Source organism: Arenibacter antarcticus, from assembly GCF_041320605.1.
Lineage (GTDB): Bacteria > Bacteroidota > Bacteroidia > Flavobacteriales > Flavobacteriaceae > Arenibacter > Arenibacter antarcticus.
In genome coordinates, this window is sequence record NZ_CP166679.1 from 1,026,963 (window position 1) to 1,048,898 (window position 21,936).

Annotated in this window: 20 protein-coding genes; 9 read left to right on the top strand and 11 right to left on the bottom strand. The window is 39.9% G+C overall.

Annotation, left to right across the window (positions count from 1 at the left end; all coding sequences use genetic code 11):
- Positions 1-34 precede the first annotated feature (34 nt).
- The 5 genes from KCTC52924_RS04270 to KCTC52924_RS04290 all read left to right on the top strand — a co-directional run bounded on the left by KCTC52924_RS04270 (position 35) and on the right by KCTC52924_RS04290 (position 4,237).
- Positions 35-580, top strand: a complete 546-nt coding sequence (locus tag KCTC52924_RS04270; protein ID WP_251807015.1) for a 30S ribosomal protein S16 — start codon at positions 35-37, stop codon at positions 578-580.
- A gap of 13 nt (positions 581-593) precedes the next feature.
- Positions 594-1,121, top strand: a complete 528-nt coding sequence (gene rimM, locus KCTC52924_RS04275; RefSeq protein WP_251807014.1) for a ribosome maturation factor RimM — start codon at positions 594-596, stop codon at positions 1,119-1,121.
- Positions 1,122-1,308: 187 nt separating this feature from the next.
- Entirely contained in the window at positions 1,309-1,896 is a 588-nt protein-coding gene (locus KCTC52924_RS04280; RefSeq protein ID WP_251807013.1) for an SET domain-containing protein, read from the top strand.
- Between the two features lie 376 nt (positions 1,897-2,272).
- Positions 2,273-2,986 (top strand): tRNA1(Val) (adenine(37)-N6)-methyltransferase, encoded by a 714-nt coding sequence (locus tag KCTC52924_RS04285; protein ID WP_251807012.1) that lies wholly within the window; start codon positions 2,273-2,275, stop codon positions 2,984-2,986.
- A gap of 72 nt (positions 2,987-3,058) precedes the next feature.
- Complete coding sequence (locus KCTC52924_RS04290; protein WP_251807011.1) at positions 3,059-4,237, top strand: acyl-CoA dehydrogenase family protein; 1,179 nt, start codon at positions 3,059-3,061, stop codon at positions 4,235-4,237.
- A 257-nt stretch (positions 4,238-4,494) separates the two neighbouring features.
- Here the strand turns inward: KCTC52924_RS04290 and KCTC52924_RS04295 are convergent, their stop codons facing one another.
- Positions 4,495-6,558 (bottom strand): response regulator, encoded by a 2,064-nt coding sequence (locus KCTC52924_RS04295; protein ID WP_251807010.1) that lies wholly within the window; start codon positions 6,556-6,558, stop codon positions 4,495-4,497.
- A 452-nt stretch (positions 6,559-7,010) separates the two neighbouring features.
- On the opposite strand from KCTC52924_RS04295, the gene KCTC52924_RS04300 reads away from it, so the two are divergent.
- On the top strand, positions 7,011-7,433 hold the full coding sequence (locus KCTC52924_RS04300; protein ID WP_251807008.1) for a TerB family tellurite resistance protein: 423 nt from the start codon (positions 7,011-7,013) through the stop codon (positions 7,431-7,433).
- A gap of 714 nt (positions 7,434-8,147) precedes the next feature.
- Here the strand turns inward: KCTC52924_RS04300 and fbp are convergent.
- Positions 8,148-9,152, bottom strand: a complete 1,005-nt coding sequence (gene fbp / locus KCTC52924_RS04305; RefSeq protein WP_251807007.1) for a class 1 fructose-bisphosphatase — start codon at positions 9,150-9,152, stop codon at positions 8,148-8,150.
- Positions 9,153-9,263: 111 nt separating this feature from the next.
- On the opposite strand from fbp, the gene KCTC52924_RS04310 reads away from it, so the two are divergent.
- From KCTC52924_RS04310 to KCTC52924_RS04320, 3 genes are all read left to right on the top strand, one after another.
- Complete coding sequence (locus tag KCTC52924_RS04310) at positions 9,264-9,743, top strand: GNAT family N-acetyltransferase (RefSeq protein WP_251807006.1); 480 nt, start codon at positions 9,264-9,266, stop codon at positions 9,741-9,743.
- Positions 9,740-10,990, top strand: a complete 1,251-nt coding sequence (locus KCTC52924_RS04315) for an aspartate kinase (RefSeq protein ID WP_251807005.1) — start codon at positions 9,740-9,742, stop codon at positions 10,988-10,990. The genes KCTC52924_RS04310 and KCTC52924_RS04315 overlap by 4 nt, the downstream gene beginning before the upstream one ends.
- An 85-nt stretch (positions 10,991-11,075) precedes the next feature.
- Positions 11,076-12,914: a lysophospholipid acyltransferase family protein gene (locus KCTC52924_RS04320; protein ID WP_251807003.1), complete on the top strand. Its 1,839-nt coding sequence runs from the start codon at positions 11,076-11,078 to the stop codon at positions 12,912-12,914.
- Between the two features lie 88 nt (positions 12,915-13,002).
- Here KCTC52924_RS04320 and KCTC52924_RS04325 read toward each other — a convergent pair whose 3' ends face one another.
- From KCTC52924_RS04325 to serS, 9 genes are all read right to left on the bottom strand, one after another.
- On the bottom strand, positions 13,003-13,470 hold the full coding sequence (locus tag KCTC52924_RS04325) for an NINE protein (RefSeq protein WP_251807002.1): 468 nt from the start codon (positions 13,468-13,470) through the stop codon (positions 13,003-13,005).
- Between the two features lie 59 nt (positions 13,471-13,529).
- A complete protein-coding gene (locus tag KCTC52924_RS04330; protein ID WP_251807001.1) occupies positions 13,530-13,916 on the bottom strand; it encodes a VOC family protein in 387 nt (128 codons plus the stop codon).
- A 129-nt stretch (positions 13,917-14,045) separates the two neighbouring features.
- Positions 14,046-14,507 (bottom strand): DUF1801 domain-containing protein, encoded by a 462-nt coding sequence (locus tag KCTC52924_RS04335; protein ID WP_251807000.1) that lies wholly within the window; start codon positions 14,505-14,507, stop codon positions 14,046-14,048.
- 29 nt (positions 14,508-14,536) lie between these two features.
- Entirely contained in the window at positions 14,537-15,475 is a 939-nt protein-coding gene (locus KCTC52924_RS04340; RefSeq protein WP_251806999.1) for a 2-hydroxyacid dehydrogenase, read from the bottom strand.
- A gap of 194 nt (positions 15,476-15,669) precedes the next feature.
- A complete protein-coding gene (gene mgtE / locus KCTC52924_RS04345; protein WP_251806997.1) occupies positions 15,670-17,028 on the bottom strand; it encodes a magnesium transporter in 1,359 nt (452 codons plus the stop codon).
- A complete protein-coding gene (gene rsmA / locus KCTC52924_RS04350) occupies positions 17,015-17,887 on the bottom strand; it encodes a 16S rRNA (adenine(1518)-N(6)/adenine(1519)-N(6))-dimethyltransferase RsmA (RefSeq protein WP_251806996.1) in 873 nt (290 codons plus the stop codon). Before rsmA ends, mgtE begins: the two co-directional genes overlap by 14 nt.
- 21 nt (positions 17,888-17,908) lie before the next feature.
- Positions 17,909-18,220, bottom strand: coding sequence for a DUF4286 family protein (locus KCTC52924_RS04355; RefSeq protein ID WP_251806995.1), 312 nt, complete (start codon positions 18,218-18,220; stop codon positions 17,909-17,911).
- Between the two features lie 57 nt (positions 18,221-18,277).
- Entirely contained in the window at positions 18,278-20,062 is a 1,785-nt protein-coding gene (locus KCTC52924_RS04360) for a tetratricopeptide repeat protein (RefSeq protein ID WP_353057482.1), read from the bottom strand.
- Positions 20,063-20,601: 539 nt separating this feature from the next.
- Positions 20,602-21,873 carry a serine--tRNA ligase gene (serS, locus tag KCTC52924_RS04365; protein ID WP_251806994.1) on the bottom strand — a complete coding sequence of 424 codons (1,272 nt, stop codon included), beginning with the start codon at positions 21,871-21,873 and terminating at the stop codon, positions 20,602-20,604.
- Positions 21,874-21,936: the final 63 nt, after the last annotated feature.

A 21,936-nucleotide genomic window follows, 5' to 3' on the forward strand; every position in this document is an offset into this window, starting at 1 on the left:
ATCAGGGGTCGGGCACCCTACAAATTAATGTGATATGCCAGTTAAAATTAGATTACAAAGACACGGAAAAAAAGGAAAACCATTCTATTGGATAGTAGCAGCGGATTCTCGCGCCAAAAGAGATGGTAAATACTTGGAAAAATTGGGAACTTATAACCCAAACACCAATCCTGCAACTATCGATTTAGATCTTGACAGTGCTGTAAAATGGTTACAGAATGGAGCTCAGCCTTCAGATACTGCAAAAAGAATCTTATCTTATAAAGGAGTACTTTTAAAGCACCATTTGTTAGGTGGTTTGCGTAAAGGTGCCTTGACAGAAGAGCAAGTTGAAGAAAAATTCAATGCTTGGTTAGAAGAAAAAGGAAAAATAGTAGGTTCTAAAGTCGACGGTTTAGCTCAAGCGGAAGCAGATGCAAAAGCAAAAGCTTTACAAGCGGAAAAAGAAGTAAACGAGAAAAGAGCTGCAGCTGCTGCCGAAGCAAATGCTCCTGCTGTTGAAGAAGCAACCGAAGAGGCTGCTCCGATAATAGTGACGGAAGAAACTGCCGCTCCAGAAGAATCTACAGAAAAAGAATAGTTACTCAGAAACGATGACAAAAGAAGAGTGTTTTTACCTCGGAAAAATCGTTTCTAAACATAGTTTTAAGGGAGAGGTACTCATTAAATTGGATACCGATGAACCCGAATTGTACGAAAAATTGGAATCAGTATTCGTTTCTCTTGGAAACAATCTGGTTCCATTTTTTATTGAAAAAAGTCAGCTCCACAAATCTAGCTTACTCCGCGTAAGATTTGAAGAGGTGGCCAATGAATCGGATGCCGACAAGGTTATGGGCTCCGAAATTTACCTTCCCCTATCTTTCCTCCCCAAACTAAAGGGAAATAAATTCTATTACCACGAGGTGGTCGGATTTACTATGGAAGACAAAATCCATGGCAATATAGGAACCATAGAAAGTATAAATGATACTACCCCTCAAGCCTTATTTGAGGTGAAAAAGGAAGAAAAACAACTACTCATTCCGGTTCGCGATGAAATTATCGTAAAAGTAGACCGTGAAAACAAGACCATTTTTATAGAAACTCCCGAAGGCCTTATAGACCTTTACCTTTCCTAAACCTGTTCCCATTTTTATTCAAACAATAAAGGGGAGGTAATTTTCACTATCTTTCATTGAACAGTTCCCTATAATAAACTATAGGAATACTATATTCCAATAGTCATTATTAATTACCCATTGGAGGCATTTACCCTGTCTACCCCTATTATATTGTTGCGTAAATTAAAACTATTTTGATTGCATCATGATACATCCAAATACCGAACTACAATTTATAAACAAGGAAATCGGATACGGGGTTGTAGCAACTGCGCTTATTCCCGAAGGGACTATCACATGGGTATTGGACAAGTTAGATAGGGAATTTTCGCGAAAAGAGCTAGACACCTTGGATCCCATCTACCAAAACATTCTAGATACCTATACCTTTAGGGACAACCAGGGCAGATATATCCTGTGTTGGGATAATGCACGTTACGTAAACCACAGCTTTAATTCCAATTGCCTTACTACGGCATATGATTTCGAAATCGCAATAAGAGACATTCGCATAGGGGAACAGTTGACCGATGACTATGGATACCTAAATATACCAACACCGTTCAGGGGAGTGGATGAAGGTACCAAGAGAAAAGTAGTATATCCAGACGATCTCCTAAAATACCACAAGCTATGGGACAAAAAACTACAGAGCGTCTTCCATAAAATTCCCCTACTAGACCAACCCCTTAAACCTTTGTTATCCCATGACCTATGGACAAAGGTTACCCAGGTTGCTCAGGGTAGGAAGAAAATGGACTCCATTAAAAACAATTATTACGATGGGCATTGACCCTGCCACCCTGCTAGAAATCCAACTGTAATCCCGACTTATAAAGCGCTTATTCCTTCTCAACACAAAAATATTCAATTTGTCGGTGATTCCGTGTTTTAGCCAACCATTGAAATATGTCGCCCATCAATACCAAAACCCAACAACAGGTACCAAACGTTTATTTCCCTCCCCTTAAAACTTATTTCTCAATCCTGTGGAGAAACAATAAAATAAACGATTGTAAATAATATGCGCCAAAACTAGGGATTCATTGCTAGAATTAGAAAACTCAGAAAATAGGGAGGTAGGAAGAGAAATTTAATGAATTTACACTAAAGCAAATTCCTATATTTGAATTCCAAAATCGCGCTAGCAGACTCAAAACTGTATCGACATGAGTAAACCGTTTGTATTTAAACAATTTAAAATTCTCCAAGATCGCTGCGCGATGAAAATTGGCACCGATGGGGTATTATTAGGAGCCTGGACCTCCATAGACCACCACCCGGCCACTATTATGGATATCGGCGCTGGTACAGGGATTATTGCACTGATGCTGGCCCAAAGAAGTGAGGCCGAAACTATAGACGCTATTGAGATCAACGAGGCGGCTTATGAACAGTGCGTCAACAATTTTGAAGCTTCTTTATGGGGCGATCGATTATTCTGTTACCATGCAGGTTTGGACGAGTTTGTAGATGAAATAGAAGACAAATACGATATCATTGTCTCCAATCCTCCCTTCTATTCCGAAAGGGTTTCCAGCGGTAGCGAATCACGGGACATGGCCAGGCAAAGTGCATCACTTCCTTTTGGGGAACTTTTAGACGGCGTATCCAAACTACTATCCGATACCGGCAGCTTCTCTACCATCATCCCCCACAAGAATGAAAAGGAATTTCTAGACATAGCGGCTAATTGCAAGCTTTTCCCAACTAGAATCACCCATGTACAAGGCACTCCTGAATCGGAGGTTAAACGCAGCCTATTGGAATTGCAGTTTAAGAAATCCCAACCTCTTATGGAGAAACTCACCATAGAGGTAGAGCGCCATCGTTACACCGAAGATTATATAGCACTTACTAAGGATTTTTATCTAAAAATGTAACCAGGAGACGTGATTTTGTTATATTTTTACTAGAGTGAATATTTCATTATTTTTGATTTTAAAACCCATCCTATGCGACCAGATTTATTTGAAGCCCCCGATTACTACCATATGGACGACCTATTGTCCGATGAACATATTTTGGTGCGCGATGCTGCTAGGGCCTGGGTAAAACGTGACATTTCCCCTATCATTGAGGAGTACGCCCAAAAAGCGGAATTTCCAAAACAAATTATAGGTGGATTGGCGGAAATTGGTGCCTTTGGCCCGTATATCCCTGTAGAATATGGCGGCGCAGGTCTAGATCAGATCAGTTATGGGTTAATAATGCAAGAAATAGAACGTGGGGATAGCGGGGTAAGATCTACCGCCTCCGTGCAATCGTCTTTGGTGATGTATCCCATTTTCGCTTATGGAAGTGAAGAACAGCGAAAAAAATACCTGCCAAAATTAGCAACAGGGGAATTTATGGGCTGTTTTGGACTTACCGAACCCAACCATGGTTCCAACCCCAGTGGCATGGAAACCAAGTTTAAGGATATGGGTGACCATTACCTCTTAAACGGCGCCAAACTTTGGATCTCCAATGCCCCTTTTGCAGATATTGCGGTTGTTTGGGCAAAAAATGAAGAAGGGAGAATCCATGGTCTTATAGTAGAGCGGGGAATGGAAGGATTTTCTACTCCAGAGACCCATAATAAATGGTCTTTACGTGCCTCGGCAACTGGGGAACTGATTTTTGACAATGTAAAAGTGCCTAAGGAAAATCTCTTGCCCGGAAAGAATGGGTTAGGAGCGCCTTTAGGCTGTTTAGATTCTGCACGTTATGGAATTGCCTGGGGAGCCATTGGCGCCGCAATGGATTGCTATGACACCGCATTGCGGTATTCCAAAGAGCGTATTCAGTTTGGGAAACCAATTGGGGCAACCCAATTACAGCAAAAGAAATTGGCTGAAATGATTACAGAAATCACTAAGGCACAATTATTAGCCTTTAGGTTGGGGCAATTAAAAAATGAGGGAAGAGCTACTACTGCTCAGATTTCAATGGCCAAGAGAAATAATGTGGATATGGCCATCAAAATAGCCCGTGAAGCCAGACAGGTGTTGGGTGCCATGGGAATAACAGGGGAATACAGCATAATGCGACATATGATGAATTTGGAAAGCGTTATTACCTATGAGGGTACGCACGACATCCATCTTTTGATCACTGGTGCCGATATAACTGGGCTTCCTGCATTTGAATAGACATTAACCTAAGGAATTTCCCCTACTTTTTGTCAGTGAAAAAATCGTAATTCCTGAACCGACCTTTGGGTTCGATTTAGGCTTACGCACTGGGCTATATGCAGGATAATAATCCTATACACAGTTCATCGATGCTTGGACTTCATCCATTGTGTATTTTCGTTTCGATTTGGAAATTGACAGTCTAATCAGCCCCCACACAACTATGGTTTAAGTTCAAAATTATTTTTCCAAAAGGGGAAGTCGTGCAAAAGGCCCTAAATATTTGAAGCCTTGATAAGATATAGGGAAAGATCCTGCCTCAGTTTATCGAAAGAGATAGGCTTGGTAAAATAATCATTCATTCCAACAAGCTTCGCCTCCTGAATGGTTTCCTTGGTGACATCGGCGGAGAAACCAATAATTATAATATCCAGATCAGTTTTTCTGATTTCCTTGGTTGCCTCAAAGCCGTCCATCTCGGGCATATGAATATCCATTAAGACCAAATCATAATCATTGTTAGCTACAGCTTCCACAGCCTCCTTCCCATTGGAAACCCAGCTAGATTCTATCCCAAAATTCTCAATAGTTTTTTTCAACATCAGTACATTGATCTTGTTATCATCTACGATCAGGATTTTAGAGCCACTCAGATCAATGGCTTCCGAAGGAAGTAATGGAGTTATAGGAGTTACTTCGGAGAGTGGAAATTTTAGATCTATAATAAATTCGGTTCCCTCATTCTCCACACTGTTCACCTCTATATGACCTTCCATAAGCTCTATTAAAAGGTAGGTGATATACAATCCTAGACCACTACCCTCATGTTTTTTGGAAATACCGGAATCTATCTGAATAAATCGATCAAATATAGATTTCAATTTATCTTTTGGAATTCCGATTCCGCTGTCTTTTACACTAATTTTCACCTGTAGGTTATGATCAACTACCTTTTCACCATAGGTCACTTTTATGCCTCCCTCTATGGTGAATTTAAGTGCATTCCTCAATAGGTTGGTCAATATTTGTCCATATTTTCCCATATCCCCCAACACAGCGAGATTCTCACACATCCCAAAATTCAACTGAACAGTAAGGCCTTTAGCCTCCATACTGGGGCTGTAAATACTAAGAATATTTTGCAACTCTGCCGAGGGTGAGAACACCTCATTCTTGAATCCTATTTTCCCAGATTCAATTTTATCGATTTCCAAAATATCATTCACCAGCAACAGTAATTTCTTAGAGGAAATATCCATTAGGGACAAAATTTCTATCAAGGAGTGGTCCAAATTTGATACTTTTAAGATCTCTATAAAACCGAGTATTGCATTTAATGGCGTTCGTATTTCATGACTCATATTGGATACAAACTCTGTTTTTGCCTTGGACGCTTTTTCTACCTTAATTTGCTCCTTCTTTAAATTTGCATTGACATCGCTAAGCTTTGCATTCAATTCCCTAAACCGTATATTCTCTTTACGGGAAGCCAAATAAAAATATATCAAGAAACTAGTGAGTAGGGAGAGTAGTATACCAAACACCAAATCGCTATAAGCCTCTCTTTTCCGTTCCTTTAATATATTTAAATCACTGGGCATAAGGGAGAAGGTCCAATTCTCTCCATCCACTTCATCAATTTCATACGACCTAACAAATACATATTCCTTCTTAAAATAATCTGGTTTAGGGTCGTTATATTGATAAAACACGGTCCCTTCATTATCTTTAAGTTCTATGGAAAACTCGCCTATACCATTGGTTAGATCGCTAACAAGCTTGTTAAACGGAACGGTGAAATCCATTCCTGCGGTAATGGTTCCCTGAAACTTATCATCAAAAAACACAGGCACATCCACTAAAAAGGAACTCCCCCCCTGAGCTAAATTGGTCCATGAGGATATATTGGTTGAGGAATCCTGTACATGCCTAGTCCACTCCTTTACTCTGGGCAATCCGGAAATATTTAAATCGATCACCGATTCATTTCCCTTCAAAGGCGTCACCTTTTTAATGGTCATGGAACTATCTATCCATTCCACAAATTTAAAAGATGGGTTTTGTTTTAAAATAAGCTCAGCATCTTCCTCCCAATATTTAAAATATGCCCCATTGGTCATCTCAATACGTTTGCCTAAGTTTTCTAGGGAAGTGATATTTTCCTTACCGGAAGACAAGAATTCATTGAACCTAAAAATTCCGTTGGTCTCCACCTCGTTCAACAATAATTCCTTATGCCCTTTCAAGGAACTATTCCATAGCAAAACCACCACAGTCGAAAGGCTAAAAAAAACAACTATAGGAAATATTAATAGATTGCTAGAGAATTTAATAGTCATATGACTTATTGAGAACCGGGAATAACAATACTAACTCCAATATCATCAATGATCCTCGCCTAAAGATACAGCTGTTGGATTTATTCCTCCTTATAATTACAATAAAAATTAGTAATTATTCCGTGTAGAAGTAAAATTAACGCCAGCAATACTTAGCTGCAAACCAGATAGATACCCTAAACCTCGGACCTGTATTCCAAAACGAATTGCCCAATAGGAACAATAATCTCCCATTAAAAAAGATTGTTTTCTGCATCAAACCCCTACCTAGTTATTATAAAAATCACTTGCATTATTTAACTTATCGAGGAAAAGTAGCTATCTATGAACTTAAGTATAACTTTAAAAATCGATTGTTTTTAGGGTATTTTTATTTAAAAAATTTATAGTGTTTTATGGTAATCATTTTGCAAAACGTATATCTTTGCTTCTAACAATAAATTTCATAACATATGTCTTTCGTAGATCTATATAGTAGTGGTACCCATAGAAGAAATTTAGCCCATTTTGCGGCCATTGCTACTTTGGCAGCCATTGATGGGGAGGTAAATGAGGAGGAAAGAGAATTGTTGGACCGTTTCGCCAATAAATTGGATATCACGGAGGAAGAGTACAAGGAGGTGATGAGCGAGGAAAACAAATATCCTATTAACCCTCCCACCAATTCAGAAGAACGTTTAGAAAGATTATACGATCTTTTCAGGATCATCTTTGCAGATCACTATATAGAGGAACAAGAACGATCTTTAATCACCAAATACGCAATAGGGTTGGGCTATAAATCTGAAGCTGCTGATATTATCATACAAAAATCTATCGATATCTTTAGTGGAAGGATAGCATTTGACGACTACTTATATCTTTTAAAGCATTAGGCTATAGACCTAAATTAGGATCATGACTAATTGTTGTGTTTATGCAAAATAAAATGCAAGTTATGTGTAAATACAAATTTTACATTTCAAATACCTTTAACAGTGTTTTTATTTGATTGTTCTTTCATTTTACTCAAGGTGATTTTTATTGTTTTTTATCGGTTTTCGTGAATCTCCGATTTCTTTGCTTGTCCGATGAAACCGACGTAGGAGGTTCATGAATACCTTATTATAAAATAACAAGCAATGAATAAAACGAACAGGGCCTTTAAAGCGAAGGTACGGTGTACCTTTGTTTTAAAGAGCCGGCCGTAGCGAAGGCCAACGCACCGACTGGCCCCTTGATGTAAATGCAAATCGTTACATTCACATCTCGGTCCTCTACGGATCAGGAAAGACAGGCGAGTAGCTTTCAATACAGGTTTTCGGCCTACTTTTTCTTTTAGTAGTAAATCAAGGAGTTTCAACGTTGGCCGAAGGAAGGCGTCCAAAAAGCATTTCACCTTAGTGAAAGCGGCCTGGGCGCTGTGGCAGTGGAAAGTCCGTAGATTTCAATAAAGGAGAAAGCAGCCTAGATTTTTTTGAATACTTTTTTCATCAATGGAAAAAAGTATTGAAACTCGTAAAAACAAGAAAGATCTTTCAATTGTAACTACCTAACAATTTTATGCACACACAACTTTTGAGCTTGATCCCTAACAAGCTCCTTTTTTATTATTTTCCTTGCATAAATTCTTCTGCCTTTTCTACCATTTTCCGACTTCCACAGAAGAATGGAATCCGTTGGTGCAACTCGGTGGGCTTAATATCCAAAATGGCCCTAAACCCGTCACTGGCTTTCCCTTTGGCCTGTTCTGCAATAAATGCCATGGGATTACACTCGTACAACAGTCGCAATTTACCCTCGGCAGCAACACTACTTTTAGGATATAGGTAAATTCCCCCCTTAATCATATTTCTATGGAAATCAGAAACCAGAGAACCAATATATCTAGAAGTATAGGGCCTATCTCCCTCCTCTTTCTGACAATACTTAATATAATCCTTTACTCCTTGGGGAAAATGCACATAATTGCCCTCGTTTATGGAATAAATCATTCCAGACTCTGGAAATTCCATATTGGGATGTGAAAGATAAAATGTACCTAAGGCGGGATTTAAGGTAAACCCATTTACTCCGTCCCCGGTGGTATAAACCAACATGGTAGAGGTACCATAAACTATATAACCGGCAGCGATTTGTTCTCTTCCCGGCTGCAAAAAATCTTCTAAGGTTACTGTTGTACCTAGGGGAGTTACCCTCCTGTAAATGGAGAATATGGTGCCCACAGAAACATTAACATCAATATTTGAGGAGCCGTCCAAGGGGTCGATCAACACAATATATTTATTCTGGTTTTTATTATCACTGCTATTGATGCTAATAAAATCGTCTTCCTCTTCCGAAGCTATACCACAAACAATTTCCCGGTTTTTTAAAGTCTGAATAAATTTATCATTTGCCAAAACATCCAACTTCTGCTGGTCTTCTCCTTGAATATTAATATCACCAGCATTACCAATTATATCTATAAGTCCCGCTTTATTTACTTCATGGTTCACTACTTTTGCAGCCAAACGAATGGCATTTATTAATTTAGAAAGCTCTCCAGACGAATATTGAAAGGACGACTGATTTTCAATAATAAACTCTCCAAGGGTAGTGTTTTTTTTAATCATGGAAAAAGTTGTTTATATAAGCACAAATATCGGTTATTTTGTGACACTACAACGTTTTCGTTAATTATTGATTTTTTAAATTTATAACTTTGTGTTTTATTTATAACAATTATGAAGTACAGTATACGAGATGCACAAGCCAATGATATGGAGCAGGTGCATCAGCTTATAATGGAATTGGCGGTATTTGAAAAGGAACATGATGTGGTAGAGGTCACTGTTGAAGATCTAATACGCGATGGGTTTGGTTCAAAGAAATTATTTCATTGTTATGTAGCAGAATATGAGGGAAGCATTGTAGGAATGGCGTTGTTGTTTCAAAGATATTCCACTTGGAAAGGACCAATAATACATTTGGAAGATTTAATAGTAACTGAGAAAATGCGGGGAAGTGGCTTAGGCACCGCATTATTGGCAAAGGTGGTAGAATACGGTCATAAACTTGGCGTCAAACGGATAAATTGGGAGGTATTAGATTGGAACGAATCTGCCATTGCCCTGTATGAGAGCAAGGGCGCCCAGGTTAAGAGGGATTGGAACGTAGTTCATTTGGACGAAAAAGGAATTCAAACATTTTTAGATAGGATATGAGGGTTTTTAAGTTTGGGGGTGCATCAATAAAGGATGCAGCAGGAGTAAAGAACGTAGTAAATGTCTTGCAGCAGGTAGGGCATGAAAATACACTTTTAGTAGTATCGGCCATGGGTAAGACAACTAACTCCATGGAAGCCGTTGTAAATGCGTATTTTACAGATAGGACTGCATTACAGGGTACCATCCAGGAAGTATACGATTATCATACTGATATTATGGCGGGCTTGTTCCAGAATGACAATCATCTGGTTTACGATCAGGTAAAAACCCTTTTTGATGAGGTTCAAGGCTTTTTAGCTTGGAACAAATCTCCAAAACACGGGTTTGTATACGATCAAGTTGTAGGTTATGGCGAACTGATATCGAGCACTATATTGAGCGCCTATTTAAACGAGATAGGAATTTCCAATACTTGGCTAGATGTTCGCACTCTAATTAAGACAAATGATCAATATAGGGATGCCGTGGTGAACTGGGAACTGACCCAACTACAGGTAAACAAGCATATAGATCGTCGGCAGTTAAATATTACACAAGGCTTTTTGGGAAGCGATGACAATAATTTCACAACTACCTTAGGGAGGGAAGGCTCGGATTATACCGCCGCAATTTTAGCGTATTGCCTAAACGCAACTGAGGTTACTATATGGAAGGATGTTCCTGGGGTTTTAAATGCGGATCCACGGTATTTTGAAAATGCGGAACTATTGAACAGCATTTCTTACCGGGAAGCAATAGAATTGGCTTTCTATGGTGCCTCCGTAATACACCCAAAAACATTACAGCCCCTTCAGGGGAAAGAAATTCCCCTACATGTAAAATCCTTTATACATCCTTTGGACAAAGGAACCACAGTAGGAAAAGGTGTTGGGATAGAACCCAAAATACCCTGTTTTATCGTAAAAAAGAATCAGGTCTTAATGAAATTATCCTCCTTGGATTTTTCTTTCATTGTAGAGGACAGCATAAGCGAATTGTTTAAAATGCTGCACGATCACAAAATGAAGGTGGACCTTATACAGAGTTCTGCCATTAGTTTTTCTGTTTGTGTGGATAATAAGTTTGGAAAACTGGAAAGCTTATTAGCCCATTTAAAGGGAAGATTTAAGGTAGTCTGCCATGAAGGAGTTTCCCTTTATACGATTAGACATTTTAACGCAGCGGCATTAGATTCCCTGCAAAATGGGAAGGAAATTCTATTGGAACAAAGGGGCAAAGAAACCGTTCAGTTGGTTACTAAATAAAGTATAAAAATCGGGTGATCCGATTTAAAACAATGTTCCCTAAAGGGTTTTACCTATCTTAGCGGTGACCAAATTACATTAATTCATGGGTTTAGTTACCGCAAAAGAAGTAGCAAAGGCTATTCATCTTCACAATTATGGTTTTCTTGGGACTTTTATAGGTTGGCTGCTGATGCGGGTAACCAAAATCTCAAGCATCAATCGTTTTTATGATCGAAATAAGCACTTGGAAGGGGTTGCCTTTTTGGACGCCATTTTGGACCACTACAAAATAAAGTTCGAAATACCGGAAGAGGATTTTAAGCGACTACCCAAACAGGGGAGTTATATCACTATTTCCAATCATCCCTTAGGAGGGATAGATGGGGTATTGCTATTAAAATTACTTTTGCATCAACGTTCAGATTTTAAGATCATCGCCAATTTTCTATTGAACAGAATAGAACCTATGGCCCCCTATATTCTCCCTGTAAATCCGTTTGAGACCCATAAGGACGCCAAAAGCAGTATAGCCGGATTTAAGAATGCCATGAAGCATTTGCAAGACGGCCATCCCTTGGGGATATTCCCAGCGGGTGAGGTTTCTACCTATAAGGACGGGAAATTAATTGTGGACAGACCTTGGGAGGAAGCGGCCTTAAAGTTGATTAGACGGGCAGAAGTTCCTGTGGTTCCCATCTATTTTCACGCTAAGAACAGTAGGCTATTTTACAGCTTGTCCAAAATCAGTGACGCATTTAGGACGGCAAAGTTGCCCTCTGAGGTAACCACACAAAAGAATAGGGTGATAAAGGTAAGGATAGGGCAACCTATTTCTGTACAGACGCAAAATGAGCAGGAAACCCTGGCCGATTTCACCGACCTTCTCCGTCGTAAGACCTATATGCTTTCCAATGCCTATGAAAAGGAAAGTATATTAAACAACATCCCCAACAGCTTAAAATTGCCCAAAACGCCCAGAAAAATTGCCACAGCAGTTAGAACGGAGGTGATACAGGATGAAATAGCACAACTAAGGGAAAAGGACTGTAGGCTGTTACAAAGTAAAAATTACGAAGTGTTCCTAGCAAAAGCCTCGGACATGCCGTTTATACTAAATGAAATTGGTAGACAGCGCGAAGTTACCTTTAGAGCTATTGGAGAAGGGACCAATAAGGCTATAGATCTAGACGAATTTGACAATTATTACCGCCATCTTTTCCTTTGGGATGATGATTCCCGAAAAATAGTAGGGGCTTATAGAATGGGAATGGGTTCAGAAATTTTTGCCGAACACGGCATAGATGGCTTTTATCTACAGGATCTTTTTCGTTTTGAGCCCGAGCTGTATGGGATGATGCAACAATCCATAGAAATGGGAAGGGCGTATATTGTAAAGGAGTACCAGCAGAAACCGATGCCCCTGTTCTTACTATGGAAAGGTATTGTACACACTACGCTAAGGTTCCCAGAACACAAATATTTGATTGGAGGGGTAAGCATCAGCAACCAATTCTCCAATTTTTCCAAATCTTTGATGATCGAGTTTATGAAAAGCAATTATTGGGATCCCTATGTTGCCCAATACATACGTCCCAAAAAGGAATTTAAGGTTAAATTAAAAGATGCGGACAAGGATTTTATTTTTGATGAAACCGAAGCCGATTTAAACAAATTTGACAAACTGATCGAGGAGGTAGAACCTGGCAGCTTACGATTACCGGTATTGATTAAGAAGTATATAAAACAAAATGCCAAGGTAGTGGCTTTTAACGTAGATCCCCTATTCAATAATTCCGTAGACGGATTAATGTACATCAAGATAGCAGACTTACCAGAAGGTACCGTAAGGCCTGTGATGGAAGAATTTCAGGCTGAACTGGAACGCAAGTTGGCCGAAGGGCAACCTGAAGAAGAAGCGGAAGCTTTTAACCCTAATACGTAACGGGAAAGGTAATTAAAGAAAAGACAGACTTAACGATATAAAAAAGGCCAGTGTTGAACACTGGCCTTTTTTATATTTATCTATTTATTTAGAACCAAGGTTTTTTACCCACTTGGTAGGTATTATAAAATTCCTCATCTGATTTGGTAAGATATATTATTCCTTCTATAAGTCCAACAATCATTGTAGCCATAACAATAAAGCTCCCAATAATAAAACACATGGTAGCATAACCGATTACAGTGGTTACTAACATAATAATCCCTTCCTTCTGATACCCCAAGATAAATTTATGGACTCCCAATTGCCCAAAAACTATAGCGAGGATTCCCACTAATATTTTTTTATTTTCACCTCCAGCTCCAGCCAAGCCTTCCTTAAATTCGCTGGCGGTTTTTTTGGCTTCGTCCCCAAATTTCTTTGCAGATTCCTTACTATCCTCAGCAAACCCCTTTGCTGATTCCTTACTTTCTTTGGCAAATCCCTTTGCAGATTCCTTAGCCTTGTCAAAAGCACCGTCGCCTTTGTCCCCAAGATCGTTATTATCTTCTGTCATCTAAGTGGTTGTATTTTAGTTGATTAATAATATCCTTAAATATAGCAATTATTTCCGTATCACAAAAATGCTTTGTCTACAGGCTCCCAAAGCTCCAGCTTATTCCCATCGGGATCCAAAATCCATCCAAATTTACCATAATCATGGGTTTCCATTTCACCAACTACCGTAACGCCTTCCTCTTTTAGAACCTCTAAAAGTTCCTCCAAATTATCTACCCTAAAATTCATCATAAAGGTGGACTTACTAGGGTTAAAATAAGTAGTATCGTCCTTCATTGGACTCCATTGGGTACTACAATCATTACCTTCCTTGTCTTTCCACCAAAAGGTACACCCGTATTGATCGGTATTTAAACCAAGATGTTTATGGTACCAAGATTTCACCTTGTCTGGGTCCTTTGTTTTAAAAAAAAATCCACCTAAACCAGTCACTCTTTTTTGCATAACGTATTGTTTTAAATCGATTTTAAATGGTTAGCACTCCCTTTAATAACTAAGGAAGAGAGAACAGGTTAACTGTATTTGTACTGGGCTATTGTGGGACCAACCGTTTAAGCCCACACCTTGCTTCAATTATTTTTTATTCCCAATCGTAGTCTCATACATTGAAATCCATTCCTCCACAGTCATTTTTGAACAAAGCGCTCCAATAAGCTTGTAGGGAATAGTTTCCATTTTTTTAAATCTGATACAGCTCTTCCCCATATCTAGTTTTGTAGACATATGTTTTGGATATTCAGCTACAAACCAATCTAACAGCTCCTTATTGGCATAGATCCCTGAATGATAGAGGGCTACAAAATTCTTCTGGGAAGCTAGGTTGATAAAGGGAAGTGGAAGTTTGGGATCGCAATGATACCCATTGGGGTAGCGTGAATGTGGAACTACGTAACCCAACATCCCATAACTTATCTGTTCTTCGAATCCCTGTGGCAGATGCTCTAGGATTACCTGTCTTAACCTACCCACCGCTATTCTGCGTTCTTCGGGGAGCTGCTCCAAATATTCCGATGGGGAATCTGCCTTATACTGCACCTTTAAGTTATTAGGGTTACTCTATAAAGTTAAGTGAATTTTTTTACAATCTTATCTACAACGGTCTGCGCCAATTTTATTTTACTCTCTACTGTCCAGCCGGCCACATGGGGAGAAAGAATTACGTTCTCTGCCTGTATTAAATAAGAAAAGGCTGGTGGGAGTCCACCTTCATCGAACAAATTCTCGAATGATTTTTTTTCGTATTCCAGCACATCCAATCCTGCGCCCAAAACCTTACCTTCTTCCAGCGCAGAAACCAGATCTTCGGTAACTACACATTTACCTCTTGCCGTATTAAAAAACCATATTGGATGTTTAAAATTACCGAAAAACTCCGAATCGATCATTTTTAGGGTAGTAGGTGTTTGGGGCACGTGCAAACTGACAATTTGAGAGCGTTGTTTAAACTCCATAATGCCCACCTGTCTTGCATTTTCATCCCCTACTCCCCCAGCGATATCGTAACAAATAACATCTACATCAAAACCCCTAAGCTTTTTAGCAAATGCCTTTCCCATATTGCCATAACCAATAATACCTACAGTCTTTCCGTCCAATTCCAATCCTCTATTTCCTTCCCGGTCCCATTTTCCGTTGCGCACCTCACGATCGGCTTTGTTTAGGTTGTTAAAGAGCGAAAGGACCATTCCAAGGGTATGTTCTGCTACTGCATTGCGGTTCCCTTCCGGGGCGGCGGCCAAGAACACCTTCCTACTTTTGGCGTATTGGGTATCTATATTTTCCAATCCAGCTCCTAATCGGCCAATAAATTTTAGGTTGGTGGCACGATCTAAAAACTTTTGGTCTAACGTAAATCTACTTCTGATAATAATACCGTCATAATCGGCAATTTTATTTTCTATTTCTTCCTTAGAAGAGGTATAATCCTCATCGTTTTGAAAGCCAAGGGCGGCAAATTGCTCTATGATAAGCGGGTGGTTAACATCTAGGTGAAGCACTTTCATTGGTAGTATCAATTTATTGGTTGTTTTGACAATTATTGTAAGCTATAGCCCCAATACGGTTAAATTATCTTTGTTTCCAGCTTGCTAAAAGCGTTTAAGAATTGCGATAAATATACAAAGTTTTTGCACTAGGGATTGCAGCAAGCTACCGTGTAGCGCGGAAAGCCCAACACCGCCATTGGCGGTGGAGTGCCCTAAAAATTTAAAATGTACTTGGCTATCGAAAAATAGATCAGTATTCCCAATACATCATTGCTGGTGGTAATAAACGGCCCTGTGGCAATTGCGGGATCAATCCCTCTTTTATTCAAAAATATAGGGATAAACGTACCGATTACGGCTGCATTTACGATTACAGTGACTAGAGCGATCCCTACAGTAGCAGAGACCAAATATGAGGTTTTGAACCCAAAATGGCTGATCAGAATAAAAATTGCTGCCAGCGCTATACCGTTTACGAGGCCCAAGAGGAGCTCCTTCCCCAGACGCCCTATAAGCTCTCCTTTTTTAATGGTATCATTCGCCAGTCCTTGCACTACTATTGCAGAGGATTGCACACCAACATTCCCCGCAGTAGCCTGCATTAGGGGAATAAAAGCTAATAGGATGGGGAATGTTACGAATGCGCCTTGAAATACGTTAATAATACTAGCGGCCCCGATCCCGCCCATCATACCGATAAACAGCCAAGGCAAACGGGCACGTGTAAGTTCCCAAATGCTATCATCTGCTTCAACATCTTGGGAAATACCTGCTGCCAATTGATAATCTTTCTCTGCTTCTTCCTTAATTACATCTACAATATCATCAATGGTAATACGCCCCACCAATCTACCAATCTCATCTATTACCGGAATGGCTTCCAAATCATATTTGGTCATGATTCGCGCCACCTCATCGGGTTTTTCGTTAACATTTACATAATCTACCTTAGGGATGTACACATCCTTGATATTGGTCTTGGTAGAGGTAGTCAACAGATCTTTTAGAGAAAGTCGCCCTTTCAGTTTCCCCTCGTCATCTATCACATATATGGAGTGCACCCGGGTAACGTTCTCTGCCTGGGCTCTCATTTCTTTTACACAGGTAAGCACATTCCAATTCTCATTTACCTTTACCAGCTCCTTAGCCATTAGTCCACCTGCCGAATACTCATCGTAGCGCAGTAGGTCCACGATATGCTTTGCGTGCTCCCTATCTACCAATTCAGAAATTACTTCCTGCACCATTCCTTTAGGGAGCTCTCCGATGATATCAGCGGCATCATCCGTATCTAGCTCGTTTAATTCTCCTGCAATCTCCTTAGCGGACAGATTCCCTAGAATTGCTTCCCTAACATCCTCATCTAGCTCTGTAAGGGTTTCCGAGGTTTGTTCGGTATCTAGTAATTTAATGAGGTAAGTGGCATGATCTTCATCCAGATCATTCATCAATTCTGCCACATCCGCATAATGCACCTCTTCCAAAAGGGAAGTTAACGTTGCATCCTGATTATTATCTATAAGCTGTTGTATTTCAGCTATAAATTCTTCGGTAAGTTTAAACGGTGTCATTTTGTATTTTCTGTGTCAACGAAATGAAATCTGAAACGGTCAATTGTTCTGGTCGGAGCCCAAATATAACATCTTCTTTAAGAACATCGGAAAGATCAAAGGTTTTTAAGCTGTTCCGCAATGTTTTTCTACGTTGGTTAAAAGCGGCTTTAACCACCTGTTTAAATAGCTTTTCAGATACGCCCAACTCCTGATTAGACTTTCTGACCAACCGCAGGACGCCCGACTGAACTTTAGGCGGGGGATCAAAGACTTGCGGTGATACGGTAAACAAGTATTCCGCTTCATAAAATGCCTGCACCAATACGGAAAGTATTCCATAAGCCTTGCTCCCATTACTTTCGCAGATCCTTTCGGCCACTTCCTTTTGGAACATACCCGAAAATTCCGGAATATATTCTTTGTAATCCAGCATCTTAAAAACGATCTGGGTAGAGATATTATAGGGAAAGTTCCCCGTAATGGCAAATTGCTCCTCTCCAAAGAGCTGTTTTATATCGTATTTTAGGAAATCGCCCTCCAACACCTTAAAACTACCTTTACGATGCATTACATCATTGTGTTCTAAGGGGAAACTATTATTGAGGTAATCAATAGATTCCGAATCCAGATCCATAGCGACAAGGTCTATATCCCTTCCAAGGAGGTATTTCGTTAACACCCCGGTACCGGGACCAATTTCAATTACATTCCGATACCCTTCTAAGGTAAGCGTCTCCCCAATTTTTTGCGCTACGGTCTCATCCTTTAGGAAATGCTGTCCCAGATGTTTCTTGGCCTTTACCGGACTTTTTTCCTTCTGGGGTTTAAACGACTTTGCATCGTAGGCCTGATATGACTTTTTTTTATTTTTGCTCATCTAGTAATGGGGTAGTATTAATTAATGCTCACTTACAACAGCCAATTCGGTTCTAAAGGCTACAAACTTGCCGCCAAAAAGTGCCGCTCCTTTACTGCGGAGGCTATCCGCATCTTCGGCATAATACTTTTCAAGGGTTTCTTTAGAGTCCGTGGTATACTGCACTGAAAAGGTGAGTCCGCCCATCTCCTCTTCCACCAAGACCCTAGTCATTAGGGCTTTAGAGAATTTTCCCGTTGCCAACATTTCGGGGATATGTGTGCCTTGCATCCAATGCAACCAGTCTTGCTTAATAGATTCTTCAATATTTATGGTAACGTTGTATATGTACATAACTCTGCTTTATGCTTCTAGGGAAGCGTATTCCAATTTTTATTAGCCCTTGAATATTCAGTTGATATCATCTCCTCGCAGCTTCCTGAAATTTTTCCGTGCCTGGGGAAAATAATAACTATCCTGATGATTATAGATAATTTGTTCATAGTGGCGCTTGGCCTTTTCCGGATCTTCCAATACGGTACGATACAACTCTGCCAGCGCAAAATGTGCATCGTCCGCCAAAATATCACTGGCATAAAATTCCACTATTTTAAGGTAGTTAAATTCCGCCTTTCCATACTGTTTTAGCTCGATTAAAATCTGCCCTTGTTTTAATAATGCCTCATCTTCAATTTTTTCGCCCTTATGATTTTCCAAAATATCTTCCAAGAGGGCTACCGCATCTGTCTTTTTGTTTTGGTAGTTCAAAAAACTTGCCCTGGCATATTTTTTTAGAGCGGTCTGCGTGGAATCTTCTAAGGAGTTATCCGAAATTAGCAAGCTCAATTGCATGGCATCATTAGCAATCAGCTGGGAGGTAGATGCCCGCAGCACTTTTAACTGCGTTAATGCCCAATCGAAATCCCCTTTATAAAAACTGGTCTGCGCCACTTTAAATCGCGCTTCCTGCCCCAGCACATCATTTTTGAGTTCTTTTTGTATTTGAGAATAATAGATCAATGCGCGATTGAACTTCTGATCGTAGACCAAAATATCTCCCAAGGCACTTTTAATATAGGCTTTTCCGTAATTATTCAATGGAAACTCCAAACTTCTTTCCATAATTTCTATGGCGGGACCCGGGGTATTCTTGTTAAAAGTCAGGAAATTGGCATAGGCAATCTGCAGGTGCAGGGTTTCTATTTTGTTCCCATGCTCCTCTAACAATTCTGTAAAAGTATTTTCTATGGATTGTAGTTTCTTTTCATCTGCGTCCATCAACTGAATCTCAATGAGGTTTAGTTGTGCGTCTAAGACTTCCCTTGTATCCCCGCTATGCTGAGCAATATAAGAAAACACATCTGTTGCCACCTCTATTTCCTGATCTTCCAAGGCCAATCTCCCCAAACCTTGCAGGCGTTGAAGTGATTTTTCCTCACTTCTTCTATAAATTGCCTTTTCTTGGCCAAATGCACTGCTGTATTGTTTTTGTTGTACAAAAAGCCAACTGAGTAATTCGTTCCAAAGCAAGTCGGGATTATTCTGAGCATTTTTCAGAAGGATCCGCTTAAATTTTAAGTTATTGGGACTTTCAGCATTGGAGGATATAAAATCGTTGATATTCCGTAGTACATTGGCAGTGGACACTGTACCTTGACTGATCATTTTTAGATAAGATTCGTACATCTTCTCTATATTGCCCTGCTCCCCATAAATTCTTGCTTTTTGAAATTCGTAATCCAAAACTGGATTTAATTCCATAGCTCTAGAATACGCCTTTAGCGCATAGTCTAACAGAACATATTGTTGAAACTTATATCCAATACCATAGCCGAAATTGGGGTTTTTCTCTATTTCGGAAATTGCACGATCGTAATTTTCAACCGCCTTATCCTGCATTCCCTTTAGGCCATAATTACGTCCTAATTCTATGTATGCGGTGGGGTATGCTGTTTTATCTGCAAGGGTCGTTAGCAAGTATTCCTCTGCCTTATCATATTGCTCCAACTGCTGGTAGCAAGCTATTAATTGCTCACCGTAATCCGTTCGTTTGGGGTTTTTGGCAACCAATTTCTCATAAAACACCTTTGCCTTTTCAAACTCACCATCCTCAAAATACTGCTTCGCCAAGAAATCTTCTTGGGAAAGCACCATTTGGGAGATAAAACAGAGAAAAATGATGAGAATGGGTCGCAAAATTACTTTTTATTCAAAGATACGGAGAGAACTCAGTTAAACTTCTTCTTTTACCTAGGAAAATCACTTTCCGAGCCTATATTTCGTCATTTTCTATCACCATAGCATCTGCTATGCTGTTAAAAAACAGCTTCATTTTGTCGTAAAAGCCGCTATTTCGGTTGCAAACAAAAAAATTAAATAAGTCCTGAAGGTACAAATTGTAGGGTCCTATTTTGGGCATTACTAATTCCATGTCTATTGGCTAGAGTTTACAGGAATCAAATGAGGTTTGAGCTAAAGCTAATCACTTTAAACCTCTTGACCACGACTTTAAAGCCGTGGCTATTAACCAACATGATATGGGGCTATAGCCCGTGACTTCTGGTCAATTACCTTGGAGCAAGACCATGAGGCATCGGACAGCAACTACCGATTACATTTAGACGCCCGCCTGAACGGAACGCACAGGCAAGCGTAGGCGCATTAAAATGTCTTTAGTGCGTAACTATCAGTTAATTGATCTCCTCTGAACTATTGATCAGTAAGGATTGAAAAAACTAATCAATTCTATCGAAACCGGTATAAGGTCTTAACACCTCCGGGATCTCGATTCCATTTTCGGTTTGGTAATTTTCCAATATCCCCGCCAACACTCTCGGCAAGGCCAAAGAGCTACCGTTAAGGGTATGCGCCAACTGGTTCTTCCCATTTCCATCCCTAAAACGCAGTTTTAAGCGATTGGATTGGAAAGCCTCAAAATTGGATACCGAGCTAATTTCCAACCAACGGTCCTGGGCGGTGGAAAACACTTCAAAATCGAAGGTCAAGGCGGCGGTAAACCCTAGGTCGCCTCCACAAAGTCGCAATATTCTATACGGAAGTTTCAATTCTCTAAGAATACCTTTTACGTGTTCTACCATCCCATCCAAAGCCTCATAGGATTTATCCGGATGCTCTACCCGTACTAATTCTACTTTATCAAATTGATGTAATCTGTTTAATCCGCGTACATGCGCACCATAACTTCCTGCCTCCCTTCTAAAACAAGGGGTATAGGCGGTAAAGCGAAAAGGAAGATCCGATTCGGCTACAATTTCATCTCGGAAAATATTGGTTACAGGAACTTCTGCGGTAGGTATCAGATAAAGATCATCTGCCCCTACATGGTACATTTGCCCTTCCTTGTCCGGTAATTGTCCAGTTCCGTATCCGGAGGTTTCGTTTACTAGGTGGGGAACCTGCATTTCCGTATAACCAGCTGCGGTATTCTTATCCAAAAAATAGTTGATCAGTGCTCTTTGGAGTTTAGCCCCCTTACCTTTATACACTGGAAAGCCTGCTCCTGCAATTTTAACGCCCAGTTCAAAATCTATGATATCGTATTTTTTTGCCAGTTCCCAATGGGGAAGTGCATTTTCTACTAATACGGGAATTTCACCTTCCTTAAACACCTCTTCATTATCTTCTTCGGTGCTACCTGCTGGCACAGAAGAGTGGGGTACATTTGGAATTTGGTATAATAGGTTCTGCAATTCTTGGGCGGTAGCCGTAAGTTCATCCTGCAACACCTTGGAATCTTCCTTTAAGTTTCCGGTGCGCTCCTTTAAAGCATTGGCCTCTGGGGCTTTTCCACTTTTATATAGGATTCCAATTTCTTTGGACAATTTATTGGACTCTGCCAAGGTATTATCCAAACGGGCCTGGACCGCCCTTCTATTTTCATCTAATTGAAGTACTTTGTCCAAGAGTGGAAGTGCCTCTATATTGCGCTTTGCCAGCGCCGCTATAATCTTTTCCTTATCTTCCCGTATCGCCTGTAGCTGTAGCATGAATTCTATTTTTTTGGAGGTCAAATTTAAGATTAATTGAAGAAGGAATCAATTTATTACAGG